10 protein-coding genes are annotated in these 13565 nt (G+C 63.4%); 9 read left to right on the forward strand and 1 reads right to left on the reverse strand.

Features of this window, described 5'->3' with window-relative positions; translation table 11 throughout:
- Positions 1-52: 52 nt before the first annotated feature.
- The 7 genes from ACK8CP_RS15725 to ptsN all read left to right on the forward strand — a co-directional run bounded on the left by ACK8CP_RS15725 (position 53) and on the right by ptsN (position 6255).
- The gene (locus tag ACK8CP_RS15725) at positions 53-613 is read left to right on the forward strand and encodes a F0F1 ATP synthase subunit delta (protein ID WP_414832447.1); all 561 of its coding nucleotides are present in this window, start codon (positions 53-55) and stop codon (positions 611-613) included.
- Positions 613-2145: a F0F1 ATP synthase subunit alpha gene (gene atpA / locus ACK8CP_RS15730; RefSeq protein ID WP_234630098.1), complete on the forward strand. Its 1533-nt coding sequence runs from the start codon at positions 613-615 to the stop codon at positions 2143-2145. Before ACK8CP_RS15725 ends, atpA begins: the two co-directional genes overlap by 1 nt.
- Before the next feature lie 21 nt (positions 2146-2166).
- Positions 2167-3042, forward strand: a complete 876-nt coding sequence (locus ACK8CP_RS15735; protein WP_234630099.1) for a F0F1 ATP synthase subunit gamma — start codon at positions 2167-2169, stop codon at positions 3040-3042.
- A gap of 80 nt (positions 3043-3122) precedes the next feature.
- Positions 3123-4559, forward strand: a complete 1437-nt coding sequence (gene atpD / locus ACK8CP_RS15740; RefSeq protein WP_234630100.1) for a F0F1 ATP synthase subunit beta — start codon at positions 3123-3125, stop codon at positions 4557-4559.
- Positions 4560-4585: 26 nt separating this feature from the next.
- A complete protein-coding gene (locus ACK8CP_RS15745) occupies positions 4586-4996 on the forward strand; it encodes a F0F1 ATP synthase subunit epsilon (protein ID WP_234630101.1) in 411 nt (136 codons plus the stop codon).
- Positions 4997-5141: 145 nt separating this feature from the next.
- Entirely contained in the window at positions 5142-5741 is a 600-nt protein-coding gene (hpf, locus tag ACK8CP_RS15750) for a ribosome hibernation-promoting factor, HPF/YfiA family (protein WP_234630102.1), read from the forward strand.
- A 43-nt stretch (positions 5742-5784) separates the two neighbouring features.
- Positions 5785-6255 (forward strand): PTS IIA-like nitrogen regulatory protein PtsN, encoded by a 471-nt coding sequence (gene ptsN / locus ACK8CP_RS15755; protein ID WP_092812938.1) that lies wholly within the window; start codon positions 5785-5787, stop codon positions 6253-6255.
- Between the two features lie 45 nt (positions 6256-6300).
- Here ptsN and ACK8CP_RS15760 read toward each other — a convergent pair whose 3' ends face one another.
- Positions 6301-6555: a DUF1150 family protein gene (locus ACK8CP_RS15760; RefSeq protein WP_092812941.1), complete on the reverse strand. Its 255-nt coding sequence runs from the start codon at positions 6553-6555 to the stop codon at positions 6301-6303.
- Between the two features lie 449 nt (positions 6556-7004).
- Between ACK8CP_RS15760 and ACK8CP_RS15765 the strand changes: the two genes are divergently transcribed.
- Together ACK8CP_RS15765 and ACK8CP_RS15770 are read left to right on the forward strand one after the other, a co-directional pair.
- Positions 7005-8873: an autotransporter assembly complex protein TamA gene (locus ACK8CP_RS15765; protein ID WP_414832448.1), complete on the forward strand. Its 1869-nt coding sequence runs from the start codon at positions 7005-7007 to the stop codon at positions 8871-8873.
- Positions 8873-13498 carry a translocation/assembly module TamB domain-containing protein gene (locus tag ACK8CP_RS15770; protein WP_414832449.1) on the forward strand — a complete coding sequence of 1542 codons (4626 nt, stop codon included), beginning with the start codon at positions 8873-8875 and terminating at the stop codon, positions 13496-13498. The genes ACK8CP_RS15765 and ACK8CP_RS15770 overlap by 1 nt, the downstream gene beginning before the upstream one ends.
- Positions 13499-13565 lie beyond the last annotated feature (67 nt).

Genomic DNA, 13565 nt, shown 5'->3' on the forward strand with positions numbered 1-13565 from the left:
CCACCTGCTTCCGGAGCAACGATCCGGAGCTCTAGCAAGAGATAGGAAACGCGTGGCGGACTCCTCCTCCCCTGTATCTGGCGTGGCTGATCGGTATGCGGCGGCTTTGTTTGAGCTGGCGCTGGAGGAATCGGCTCTCGAACAGGTCGAAGCCGATCTCGATCGCTATTCGCAGATGCTCGACGAGAGTGCCGATTTCCGCAGGCTCGTCGAAAGTCCGGCTTTCTCCTCCGAGGATCAGCTCGGGGCGATGAAAGTGCTGAACGAACGCGCAGGCATTACTGGCCTTGCGGCGAACTTCGTCGGCGTTCTGGCGCAGAACCGGCGGCTTTTTACGCTGCCCGGCGTCATCCGGTCGTTCAAGCGGCGTGCCGCGGAGCATCGCGGCGAGGTGACGGCACACGTCACCGCGGCGCAGGCCTTGAGCGAGGAGCAAAAAAGCACCCTGAAAGCGGCGCTGAAAGAGCGCCTCGGCAAGGATGCCAATCTCGATCTCAAGGTCGATCCTGCGATTCTTGGCGGCCTCGTCGTCAAGCTCGGTTCGCAGATGATTGACACCTCGCTCAGGACCAAGCTCAACATGATGAAATCACGTCTTAAAGAGGCCAGCTGATGGATATTCGGGCCGCAGAGATCTCCTCGATCCTGAAGGAGCAGATCAAGAATTTCGGCAAGGAAGCCGAGGTCACCGAGGTTGGCCAGGTCCTGTCCGTCGGTGACGGCATCGCCCGCGTCTACGGCCTCGACAAGGTTCAGGCCGGTGAGATGGTCGAGTTCGACGGCGGCATCCGCGGCATGGCGTTGAACCTCGAAGAAGACAATGTCGGCGTCGTCATCTTCGGCTCCGACCGGGAGATCAAGGAAGGCTCCACCGTCAAGCGGACGGGCGCCATCGTGGAAGTTCCGGTCGGCAAGGGCCTGCTTGGACGCGTCGTCGATGGTCTCGGCAATCCGATCGACGGCAAGGGCCCGATCGATTCGACAGAGAAGCGCCGCGTCGACGTGAAGGCGCCGGGCATCATCCCGCGCAAATCGGTGCACGAGCCGATGTCGACCGGCCTGAAGGCCATCGACGCGCTCATCCCGATCGGCCGTGGCCAGCGCGAGCTCATCATCGGCGACCGTCAGACCGGCAAGTCGGCCATCATTCTCGATACGATCCTCAACCAGAAGCCCGCCTGGGACCGCAAGGACGAGGACCGGATCCTTTATTGCATCTACGTCGCCGTCGGTCAGAAGCGTTCGACGGTCGCGCAGTTCGCCAAGACGCTCGAAGAGCGCGGCGCGCTGGAATATTCCATTATCATCGCGGCGACTGCCTCCGATCCTGCTCCGATGCAGTATCTGGCGCCGTTCACCGGCTGCGCGATGGGCGAGTTCTTCCGCGACAACGGCATGCATAGCCTGATCGCGTATGACGATCTCTCCAAGCAGGCCGTGTCGTATCGTCAGATGTCGCTGCTCCTTCGTCGTCCGCCAGGACGCGAGGCCTATCCGGGCGACGTCTTCTATCTGCATTCGCGGCTCCTGGAGCGCGCGGCGAAGATGAACGACGATTACGGCGCGGGTTCCTTGACGGCTCTGCCGGTCATCGAAACGCAGGCGAATGACGTGTCGGCCTATATTCCGACCAACGTCATCTCCATTACCGATGGTCAGATCTTCCTGGAGACGGATCTCTTCTACCAGGGTATCCGTCCGGCGGTGAATGTCGGCCTGTCGGTGTCGCGTGTCGGTTCGTCGGCTCAGATCAAGGCGATGAAGCAGGTTGCCGGTTCTATTAAGGGCGAGCTTGCGCAGTACCGCGAAATGGCGGCGTTCGCGCAGTTCGGCTCCGACCTCGACCGTGCCACGCAGCGTCTTCTCGATCGCGGTGCGCGTCTGACGGAGCTCTTGAAGCAGCCGCAGTTCTCGCCGCTCAAAACCGAGGAGCAGGTCGTCGTCATCTATGCGGGCGTCAACGGCTATCTGGACAAGATCAGGGTTGCGGACGTGCGTCCTTTCGAGGACGGGCTTCTGGTTCTGATGCGCAACGAGCACCAGGATGTGCTCGACCAGATCCGCACCGAGCAGCAGCTTTCGGACGAGCTCCGTGAGAAGCTGACGGCGATCCTCGACAAATTCGCCAAGAATTTCGCGGCGTAAAGCTCTGAGGAGAAGCGGCTCATGGCGAGCCTGAAGGACCTACGCAACCGTATCGCCTCGGTTAAGGCGACGCAGAAGATCACCAAGGCCATGCAGATGGTGGCCGCGGCGAAGCTGCGTAAAGCCCAAGAGGCGGCTGTCGCGGCCCGACCCTATGCGGAGCGCATGGAAAAGGTGCTCGCCAATATTGGGGCCTCGGTCGCCGGCAGCGAGAGCGCGCCGGCGCTCATCGCCGGAACGGGCAAGGACGACGTGCATCTGCTCGTCGTCTTTACCGCCGAGCGCGGCCTCGCCGGCGCTTTCAATGCCTCGATCGTCCGCAAGGCGCGTGTGGATGCGCGCCGGCTCGTGGGCGAGGGCAAGACGGTCAAGCTCTTTCTTGTCGGCAAGAAGGGCAATGACATGATGCGCCGCGAGTTCGACAAGGAAATCGTGGATCGAACAGACTTCCGCGGCGTGCGGCAGTTCGCTTTCAGCGATGCGCTCGGCGTTGCGGACAAGCTTCTCGCTATGTTCGACGCGGGCGCGTTCGACGTCGCGACGATCTATTATTCGCGGTTTGAATCGGTGATCACGCAGGTGCCGGTCGCCCAGCGGGTCATCCCCGTCGATCTCGGTGATGTGGAAGAGGCCGACACCTCGCTGCATTACGAGTACGAGCCCGACGAGGAGACGATTCTCGCCGATCTTCTGCCGCGCAATCTCGCCGTGCAGATCTTCCGGGCTCTTCTGGAGAATGCCGCCTCCGAACAGGGCGCGCGGATGACGGCGATGGACAACGCGACGCGCAATGCCGGCGAAATGATCGACAAGCTGTCCCTGTCGTACAATCGTCAGCGGCAGGCCCAGATCACGACAGAGTTGATCGAAATCATCTCCGGTGCAGAATCGCTTTAACGCGCCGATGAACGGCGAATATAAGAGATCAGTCCTGGGTTCGTGCGAGCGGCGCCCCGGGAGAGGACAAGGATAAAGGCATGGCTGAGACAAACATGGGACGCGTCGCGCAGGTGATGGGCGCCGTGGTGGACGTCGAATTCGACGGCGAGCTGCCGGCGATCCTGAACGCCCTCGAAGTGGACAACCATGGCAACCGTCTGGTTTTGGAAGTGGCGCAGCACCTCGGCGAAAACACGGTGCGCACCATCGCCATGGATCTGACCGAAGGCCTGGCGCGCGGCCAGGAGGTCAAGAACACCGGGCGTGCCATCGCGGTGCCGGTCGGCGACGAGACCCTGGGCCGGATCATGAACGTCATCGGCGAGGCGATCGACCAGGCCGGACCGATCAAGACGGCCGAGACGCGCGGCATCCACCAGGAAGCGCCGTCCTATATGGAGCAGTCGACGGAATCGGAGATTCTCGTCACCGGCATCAAGGTCATCGATCTGCTCGCACCTTACGCTCGTGGCGGTAAGATCGGCCTGTTCGGTGGCGCCGGCGTCGGCAAGACGGTGCTCATTCAGGAGCTGATCAACAACGTCGCCAAGGCGCATGGCGGTTATTCGGTCTTCGCCGGCGTGGGTGAGCGCACCCGCGAAGGCAACGATCTTTATCACGAGATGATCGAATCTGGCGTGAACAAGGATCCGAAGGAGAACAACGGTTCGACCGAAGGATCCAAATGCGCCCTTGTCTATGGCCAGATGAACGAGCCTCCCGGAGCGCGTGCGCGTGTCGGCCTTGCCGGTCTGACGGTCGCCGAATATTTCCGCGACCAGGGACAGGACGTTCTGTTCTTCGTCGACAACATCTTCCGCTTCACGCAGGCGGGCTCGGAAGTGTCGGCGCTTCTTGGTCGTATTCCTTCGGCCGTGGGTTATCAGCCGACGCTCTCGACCGATATGGGTGCCTTGCAGGAGCGCATCACCACGACGACCAAGGGCTCGATCACCTCGGTGCAGGCCATTTACGTGCCGGCCGACGATCTGACCGACCCGGCGCCGGCCACTTCGTTCGCCCACCTCGATGCGACGACGGTGTTGAACCGCGCCATTTCGGAAAAGGGCATCTACCCGGCGGTCGATCCGCTCGATTCCACCTCGCGCATGCTCGATCCGCGCATCGTCGGAGAGGAGCATTACGAGGTCGCCCGTTCGGTGCAGGAGACGCTGCAGCGCTACAAGTCGCTGCAGGACATTATCGCCATTCTCGGCATGGATGAGCTTTCCGAAGAGGACAAGCTGACCGTGGCGCGGGCGCGCAAGATCGAGCGCTTCCTGTCGCAGCCGTTCTTCGTGGCCGAAGTGTTCACGAACACACCGGGCAAGCTCGTCGACCTCGCCGACACCATCAAGGGCTTCAAGGGCCTGGTCGCCGGTGATTACGACGATCTGCCGGAAAGCGCCTTCTACATGGTCGGTACGATCGAAGAGGCGCAGGAGAAAGCCCAGCGTCTGGCCGAGGCGGCCTAAAGCGGCTTTCAACCGGGGAGCCTTAAATGGCCGAACCATTTCAATTCGATCTCGTGACACCCTCTGCCCTCCTCGTTTCCGAGGAGGTGCAGCAGGTGGTGGTGCCGGGGCAGGAAGGCTTCTTCACGATGCTGCGGCAGCATGCGCCGTTGATGACGACGCTGAAGCCCGGCTTCCTGGAAGTCCTGAAGACCGGCGGTGAGACGCAGCGCATCTATGTGCGCGGGGGCTTCGCTGACGCGACGCCCGACAGCCTCACCATCCTCGCCGATTTCGCGGTGCCGGAGACGGAGCTCAATGCCGATATCATCGACGAGCATATCCGTGAGGCCGAGGCGGAGCTGGAGGCGGCTGCCGGCGACATGAGCAAGTATCCGGTGGCGCATAAGCGCGTCTCCGATCTGCATGATGTGCGCCGCTGGATCATCCCGGCCTAGGCGCGGTTACGCGGCGATGCTGCGCCGCCACACGCAACAAGATTGACACGCTCGGGGGAGGCGCGTAACGCTCCGCGTGACCGCCTCTGCCGACGCTTGTATGCATCCGGGCCATTGAGCCCTTTCAACTGGACCTTTCTTAGCGATGGCATTGAAGATATCCGGCAAAAACGTCGATATCGGCGAGGCTCTGCGATCTCGGATCGAAGAGACCGTCGAGGCAGCGGTGAAGAAGTATTTCGACGGCGGCTATGCCGGCCACGTCGTGGTGGCCAAGAACGGCCGCAACTTCCACACAGATTGTTCCGTGCATCTCGATTCCGGTGCCGTCTTCGAGGCGAGCAGCACCAGTGCTGACGCCAATGACGGTTTCGATGCGGCGGCGGAGCGGCTGGAGAAGCGTCTGCGGCGCTACAAGCGGCGCATCAAGGACCACAAAGGCAAGCCGAGCCACAAGCTTGCCGGCGCGGCTGCGAATGCCTTCATCATCGAACCCCCGGATGAAGAGGAAGAGATCGGCGAGGAATACGCGCCCGCGATCGTTGCTGAGACCACGACGGAGATCCGCCGCATGACCGTCAGCTCCGCGGTGTTGCAGCTCGATATGACGGACGCCCCGGTCGTCGTCTTCCGCAACCATTCCCACGGCGGTCTCAACGTCGTTTATCGTCGGCCCGATGGCCATTTCGGCTGGATCGATCCCGTCTTGAACGAGCCTTCCGAGCCGAACAGCGGCGGAAGCTGATCGGGGCGTGGTGCACCCCGGCGATCAATCTTGGTGAATCCTCATGGACCTAAGCGACCTCCTGAAGCCTGAAGCAGTGGTGCCGAACCTCAAGGCCGTCAGCAAGAAGCAGGTCATTCAGGATCTCTGCGCCAAGGCCGCGCGGCTGACGGGTCTGTCGGAACGCGAATTGTTCGACACGATCCTGCAGCGCGAGCGGCTCGGTTCGACGGGTGTCGGGCAGGGGGTTGCCATTCCGCATGGCAAGCCCCGGCAGATCGACAAGATCACAGGCGTGTTCGCGCGACTGTCGAAGCCGGTCGATTTCGAATCGCTCGATGATCAGCCGGTCGATCTCGTGTTCCTGTTGTTGGCCCCGGAAGGTGCCGGGGCCGACCATTTGAAGGCGTTGGCTCGTATCGCCCGCGTGCTGCGGGACGGTCAGGTGGCAGCGAAACTCCGTGCCACCACCGACCCAGACGCGATCTATTCGCTTCTGGTCGACCGCAGCACGTCGTCCCAAAGCGCCGCCTGAGGGCGGCTTGTTCGGGCATTAGGCCTCGAAGCGTCGGGCAAAGCGTCAGTGGACGCTGAGCGGCTCCAGATCGTTGCTGCGGGCATTGGCGAGGGCCGCGGCGCGCGAATCCGTCAACAGGATTGGCGTTCCATCGGCCGTCAAAAGGGCCCAAAGCTCGAGCCCTGGCGCAAGCTCAGGGGCGGAGGGGAAGAGGCTCGCCACATCATCCGACTTCACCGGCCGGACATAGGCGATTTCGCCGCCTCCGAACTGCGCGAATGCGGCAGTGTCTGCCTTGTGCTGTTCGCAATCCGTCATCTCGTACTCCTTTACGGCCGCCTGTGCGGCCGTGTCCTTCTTTGAAGCGACCTCGCGGCCGGACCCGAAACGGCGTGCCGGACGCAATCGGAATATGGGAACGCGTCAGGCCTCTCACAAGAAGCATGCCGGGATGGGCTGAGGCTGGTGTTGGTATCATCGGCTAAGCCTTTCACCTTGGTGATTGTGAGAAAGTTAATCATCTTGTTGGTCTATTGGGGTGGCTTGCACCCACAGCGGGTGCGGCGAATGGGTCACACTTCTTGAAAGCCTTCCGAGGATAGCTGTCGCCATCATCTTGGATCGTCTAGTTTTCTTCGGCGTGGCGAGCGCGGGGCGAGTTCGGGGTCGAGCGCAAAGTGCATGTCGGGAATACATATTTGAGGTCGTGCCTGCGGCTGGGCCTTCCGTCCCGCTTCGTTCTGAAGCGAGCCGCGCGTGTCGGCCTCATGGCGGGATGCGCGTTTCTTGTCTTTCAGGCTCCTGCGGCACAGGCCTTCGAGCTGTTCGGCTATCATCTTTGGGGTGACAAGGAGCCGGACGAGACGGTTCTCGAGCCGCAAACCTATACACTCACGCTCAACGTCAGCCCGGACGACGATGACATCGGCGATCGGATCGAGAACGCCTCGCAGCTCTATGGGAAGCGCGAGGAGCCGGCAGCTGGCACCGCCGGTCTCGTGTCGCGTGCGCGCGGCGATTATGCCCGCATTCTGACAGCTCTCTATGCGCGTGGCCGTTATGGCGGCGTCATCACCATCACGATCGGCGGACGGCCCGTCGAGCAGATCACGCCGGACGTGACGCTGCCGGCCGATGTCCCGGTGACAGTGATCGTCGATCCAGGCCCGGTCTATCACTTCGCCGCGATCGACATCGTCAATCCGCCAGATTTCAATACGCGCAAGACGCACCGGATCGATACGCCTCAGGAGCTCGGCCTGACCCAGGGCGCGGCGGCGGAATCCGGCGCCATTCTGAAGTCGGAAACGAGCCTGACCAACGCCTGGAAGCAGTTCGGATATCCCAAGGTGAAGGTCGAGCGTGAGATCGTTGCCGATCACGCGACGCGCACCGTCGATGTCCGCCTGGCTGTCGATACCGGACCCTACGCCCGCCTCGGTCACGTGAGCGTCAGCGGCACGGAGCGCATGGATCCCGGCTTCGTCGGCTACATGACCGGCATCAAGGGCGGAGAAGAGTACAACCCTGACCGGATCAACCGGGCGCGCGAGCGCTTGCGTCGGCTCGAGGTATTCCGCTCGATCACCATTCAGGAGGCCGAGGCCGTCGGGTCCGACGGTTTCCTGCCTCTCTCCGTCCAGGTGGCGGAACGCAAGCGCCGGCTGATCGGCGGAGAGGCGAAATACTCCACCATCGATGGTGCGACGCTCGGCGCCTATTGGGTCCACCGGAATCTCTTCGGTCACGCCGAGCGGCTTCGCATCGAAGGCAGCGTCTCGGGGATCGACGGCGCCGATTACGAGAATTTCGATTACATGCTCGCCACGACCTTCACCCGGCCGGGCATCATCACTCCGGACACCGATCTCGTCACCAATGTCACCGCCAAGCGGGAAGACAACGACACCTACGAAGAGCAGAGCATCTCCGGTCAGGTCGGCCTCACGCACCGCTTTACCGAAGATCTCAGCCTCGATACGGCAGTGAAGCTGGAGCGCTCGCGCATCGAGGATGCGCTCGGCATCAATCATTATCTGATCGCCTCCCTGCCGACGAAGCTCGAATACGACAGCCGCGACAACAAGCTCGATCCGGCCGAAGGCATTCACGCGACGCTGTCGGGCGAGCCGTTTTACGAGTTCTACGAGGAATATCCGGCGCTGCGGTCTGAAGCGGAACTCGCGGCCTATTACAGCTTCGACCGCCGCGGCTATTACGTGGTGGCGGCCCGTGCCAAAGCGGGCAACGTCGTCGGCCCATCGATCGACGATTTGCCGGCGAGCCGGCGGTTCCTTGCTGGTGGCGGCGGATCGGTGCGCGGCTACAGCTACGAGACGATCGGCGTCGATCTGCCGAACGGCGAGACCACGGGCGGCAAGTCGCTCCTGGAAGGCTCGCTCGAATTTCGTGCGCGCGTCACCGATTCGATCGGCCTCGTGCCTTTCGTCGACATCGGAACCGTCAGTGAGGACGCCATTCCCGATTTCTCCGAAGATCTGAAGATCGGCGTCGGCCTCGGCCTTCGCTACTACACCGGTCTCGGGCCGATCCGGGTCGACGTGGCGATGCCGCTCGATGCCGGAAAGGACGATTCCGATTACGCCATCTATGTCGGCATCGGGCAGGCCTTCTGATGAAGAAACGGACCACCCTTCTTGCTTCTCTGGCCCTTGCGGGCACGATCGGCGCCGTGAGCCTCGGCGTCCCCCTCGCTCTGGCGCAAGAGAACGACAAATCCTGGCTGCAGAATTTTCTGGAGAGCAAGCTCTCCGCTCCTGGGCGGCAGATCTCCATCGGCGCCATCAGTGGAACTCTCTCCTCGAACCCGTCGATCGCCTCGCTCACCGTCTCCGACGATGCCGGTCCCTGGCTGACGCTGCAGGATGTCTCCGTCTCCTGGAACCGGAGCGCACTCCTGCGCGGTCGCCTCGACATCGACAGCCTCAATGCCGCCTCCCTCAATGTTGCCCGTAAGCCCAATCCCGGGCCGGAAACGGCGCCTTCCTCCGATTCCGGCGGTGGGGGTTTTTCTCTGCCGATCGACGTCAAAATCGATGAGATCGCCATCCCGCAGATTCATCTCGGGGCGCCCGTCATCGGACAGGAAGCCGACCTCAGCCTGAAGGGGGCTGCGGCCGTTACCTCAGACGAAACCTCGGCCTCGCTCCAGGTCGAGCGCCAAGACGATCCGGGCGGCAGCTTCAATGCCCGTTTCAGCCTTGTCCCTGGCCAGAACGTTCTCGACATCGAGGCGAGCTTCGATGAGCCGGCCGGCGGTCTCGTCAGCACGGCAGCCGGGATCCCCGGCGCGCCGCCGCTTGCGTTCGCGATCGACGGCGAAGGCCCTCTCAACGATTTCACCGCCCAGATCGCGCTGAGTGCCAAGGGCGAGGAGAAAATCAAAGGTCAGGCTGCCGTTCAACGTCAGGACGCGGCCTACCACATCACGGCCAACCTCTCCGGCTCGCTTTCAGGGATTGCAACCGGCGACAGCGCCCAGCTTCTTTCGGGAGAGAGCCAGCTTGCGGTCGACGTGTTGCGCAGCGACGATGGCCGGATCAGCATCCGCCGCGTCGATCTTCAAAGCAAAAGGGTCAACCTTTCCGCCACCGCTGAACTTGCGGCCGATGGGTTTCCGAGCCAGGGCGAGGTCAACCTCAGCGTCAATGAGGGACAGTCGGCTCCCCTCGCGCTGCCGGGTTACAATGGCGAAGCGTCGATCGGCGGGCTCACCCTCACGGCTTCGCTGAGCGGGGATGACGAGAAGAGCTGGCAGGCCGAAATTGCTGCCAGGAACGTGACGCATCCGCAAGGCAATCTCGCGAGCCTCAACCTCCGCGGCTCCGGCCAGGCGCAGTCGCTCGGCGATCCGCAGGGGCGCCAGGCGACCTTCGATGTCCAAGGGCAGGCGGAGGGGATCGAGCCCCGCGACATCGCTCTTGCGCAGGCCGTCGGGCAGGCGATCAGCCTGAACGCCAAAGGCAGCTGGCAGGCGGGCTCGCCGGTGCGCGTGGAAGAAAGCCGTGTTGTCGCCGGAAACACCGAAGCGAGCTTTACCGGCGCGGCGTCGCTGCGCTCGATCCTCGGCCGCGCCGCTTTATCGACCGCGGATCTTTCTCGCTTCTCCGGCCTCGCCGGGCAGGATCTCGCCGGTGCCGTCGATGTCGACGCCAATGGCAGCGTCGACATCAAATCGATGGGCTTCGATCTGACCGTCGGCGCGAACGGCCGCGGGCTCGGCGTGGGTATCGCCCCTCTCGATGCCCTTCTCATCGGCCCGGTGCGCCTCGAAGGTGGTGTGGCGCGCAACGAGACCGGCGGCTTCGCCTTCCGCGATCTTCACCTGAATTCCGACGCCCTCGCCCTGACTGCGGACGGCAGCTACGCTGCGGACACCGTCGATCTCGCGCTGCGCGCCGAGATCGACGATCTCGCTCGCGCCACAGATCGCGCGAAGGGGGCGGCACGCCTCGTCGTCGATGTTTCCGGCACGCAGGCGGCGCCCCAGATTTCCGCGACGGCGACGGGCGACAACCTCGTCATGATGGACAAGCGACTCACCGGCGCCAAGGCGAGCTTCAACGGCACGGTTGCAGGCAGCAAGGTCGACGGTGAGTTCTCGCTTGCCGGCAATCTCGGGGGCGTGCCGATCGACGGGTCGGGGCGCATCGCCTCGCTCGAGGGCGGGGTCCGGCAGCTGCAGGATCTTCTGGTCACCGCAGGGGCGGCAAAGCTCGCCGGCGATGCTGCGATGCGTGCCGATGGCCTCGTCTCCGGTGATCTCAGCCTCGATGCGCCCAACATCGCCGCGATCGCGCCACTCTTCCTTATGGAAGCGGAAGGCGCCGTCGATCTCGATATTGCGCTTTCCTCCGACGAGGGTCAGCAGGATGCGCGGGTTTCCGGGACCATCGACAATCTGAAACTGGAGCAGGCCTCGGTCACCTCGGGGCGCATCGACCTGTCGGGCGAAAACCTGCTTCAGGCGCCCGCTCTCCAGGGCATGTTCGATTTTCGCGGTATCCGCGCCGGCGGTTTCGACGTGCGCACCCTGGAAGGAACCGCTGAGCAGACGGAAGGCAACACGGATTTCCGGGTGACTGCCGACACTGCGGATGGCGGAGGGCGGCTGGCCGGCCAACTTCAGCCAATCGAAAAGGGTTTCGCCGTCAATCTCGAGACTCTCTCCTTCTCGCATCAGGGCGTGGCCGCCGAACTGCAACGTCCGTCGCGCATCGTCCTCGAAAACGGTACGGTCGGCATCGACGATCTGGCGCTTGCTGCGGGCGGCGGCCAATTGACCGTCAATGGCTCGGCCGGCAACGAGCTCGATCTCCAGGTCGTGCTCGATGCGGTCAATGCGGCGGTCGTCAACGCTTTTGCGCCCGATCTCGATCTCGCCGGCACCATCTCCGGTCAGGCGAAGGTCAAGGGAACGTCGACTCGCCCGGAACCCGCCTTCGACGTCACCTGGCGCGGCGCGACGGCCGCCCCGGTTCGGCAGGCCAATGCCGGACCGTTCGATATTTCGGCGAAGGGAAATTACGTCGACGGCTCCGTCGATATCGATGCTGCGATCAATGGCCGGCGTGGCGAGCGCCTGGAGGTCAAAGGCACCGTGCCCGTCTCCGGTGCGGGCCGTATGGACGTGAATGCCCGTATCGTCAGTCTGCCGGCTGCGGCGATCAATGCCATCCGCCCCGATCTCGGCGCCGAAGGGAATATCACGGGCACGGCCAGCGCCCGGGGTACGCTTCAAGCACCTGCGGCGCGCTTCGATCTCACCTGGCAGAACGCCTCGCTCCAGCAGACGCGCTCCATCGGTCTCGGCGCTTTGACGCTTTCCGCCACGGGCGCCTACGACAACGGCGCTGTCCGCTTGCAGAACAGCCGCATCACCGGCAGCGGCGTCGAACTCGCGATCAACGGCAGCGTCGCGGTGACAGGCAACCAGAGCCTCGATCTCCGGGTCAACGGAACCGCGCCGCTTGAACTCGCCAATACATTCCTGGCAAGCCGCGATGCGGCGCTCAGCGGACGCGCGCAAATCGATGTCGGCGTGCGCGGCGCGCTCACCTCGCCGCAGATCTCGGGCAGCGCGACGACAAGCGGAGCCACTTTCGCCGATCCGGAAACCGGGACGGTTCTGCGCAACATCCAACTGCGCGCGAATTTCACCGGCGACCGCGTCGTCGTCGAAAGCCTCAACGCCCAGTACGCGCCCTCCGGCACGCTTTCGGGCTCGGGCTCCGTCGGCCTTTCCGGCGGCTACCCGCTTGATCTGACCTTGGCTGTGCGCAGTGGGCGCTATTCCGATGGCGATCTCGCGACGGCGCGCTTCGATGCCGATCTTTCGATCCGTGGGGCGGCGCTCTCAGGGCCGACGATCGGTGGCGAAGTGCGGCTTCAGCGCGTCGATATCACGGTTCCCGAAAGCCTGCCGGGCGGGGCGCTCGCCCTCGATGTGGAGCATCTCCATGCGACGGCGGCGATCCTGCGGACGGTGCATCAGGCGATGCCGCGTTCGCGTCCGGCCGATGGGGCCGACACCGGCGGTGGCGTCAATCTCGACCTCCTCATCAACGCTCCAAACCGCATCTTCGTGCGTGGCCGCGGCCTCGATGCCGAGCTCGGCGGTCGTGTGACGTTGCGCGGCTCGACGTCCAATATCGTCGCCACCGGCGGCTTTGAACTCATCCGCGGACGTCTCGACATCCTGACGAAGCGCATCACCATCGACAGCGGCGAGGTCAATTTCATTGGCGATCTCGATCCCTATCTTGATTTCTCCGCCACGACCGACAGCGGCGATATCACGGTGACGATCTTGATTTCCGGGCGCGCCTCCGATCCGGCGGTAACCTTCTCGTCCGTGCCGCAGCTGCCCCAGGATGAAGTCCTGGCTCAGCTTCTCTTTGGCCATTCGCTTGCCGATCTGTCGCCTTTCCAGATTGCCCGCCTGGCGGCGGCGGCGGCAGAGCTCGGCGGTCTGACCGAAGGCCCGGGCCTGTTCGGTCGGCTGCGTGAGGCGACGGGGCTCGACGATCTCGACATCGTCACCGACAGCGAGGGCAACACTGCCGTCCAGGCCGGGCGCTACATCAGCGACAACATCTATCTCGGCGTGCAGAGCGGCACCGGGGCCGATTCGACCAAGGTGACGATCAATCTCGATGTCACCAAAGGCGTGAAGGTGCGTGGTGAGCTCGGGGCGGAGGGCGATTCCGCTCTCGGTATCGCGCTCGAACACGAATATTGAGGAAACCCGCACAGGCTTCCTCTGCATTGCCTCGCGTTAGAACCAGTTTCTTTGTTTTCCTGATTTC

Origin of the sequence: Afifella sp. YEN Y35, from assembly GCF_047553465.1 — a bacterium.
Taxonomy (GTDB): domain Bacteria; phylum Pseudomonadota; class Alphaproteobacteria; order Rhizobiales; family Afifellaceae; genus Afifella; species Afifella aestuarii.

Bases quoted from the DNA above. Each gene is read 5' to 3' on its own strand.
- ptsN (WP_092812938.1), top strand. From the start codon at position 5,785: ATGGACCTAAGCGACCTCCTGAAGCCTGAAGCAGTGGTGCCGAACCTC.
- atpA (WP_234630098.1), top strand. From the start codon at position 613: ATGGATATTCGGGCCGCAGAGATCTCCTCGATCCTGAAGGAGCAGATC.
- hpf (WP_234630102.1), top strand. From the start codon at position 5,142: ATGGCATTGAAGATATCCGGCAAAAACGTCGATATCGGCGAGGCTCTG.
- ACK8CP_RS15745 (WP_234630101.1), top strand. From the start codon at position 4,586: ATGGCCGAACCATTTCAATTCGATCTCGTGACACCCTCTGCCCTCCTC.
- ACK8CP_RS15770 (WP_414832449.1), top strand. From the start codon at position 8,873: ATGAAGAAACGGACCACCCTTCTTGCTTCTCTGGCCCTTGCGGGCACG.
- atpD (WP_234630100.1), top strand. From the start codon at position 3,123: ATGGCTGAGACAAACATGGGACGCGTCGCGCAGGTGATGGGCGCCGTG.
- ACK8CP_RS15735 (WP_234630099.1), top strand. From the start codon at position 2,167: ATGGCGAGCCTGAAGGACCTACGCAACCGTATCGCCTCGGTTAAGGCG.
- ACK8CP_RS15765 (WP_414832448.1), top strand. From the start codon at position 7,005: ATGGCGGGATGCGCGTTTCTTGTCTTTCAGGCTCCTGCGGCACAGGCC.
- ACK8CP_RS15760 (WP_092812941.1), bottom strand. From the start codon at position 6,555: ATGACGGATTGCGAACAGCACAAGGCAGACACTGCCGCATTCGCGCAG.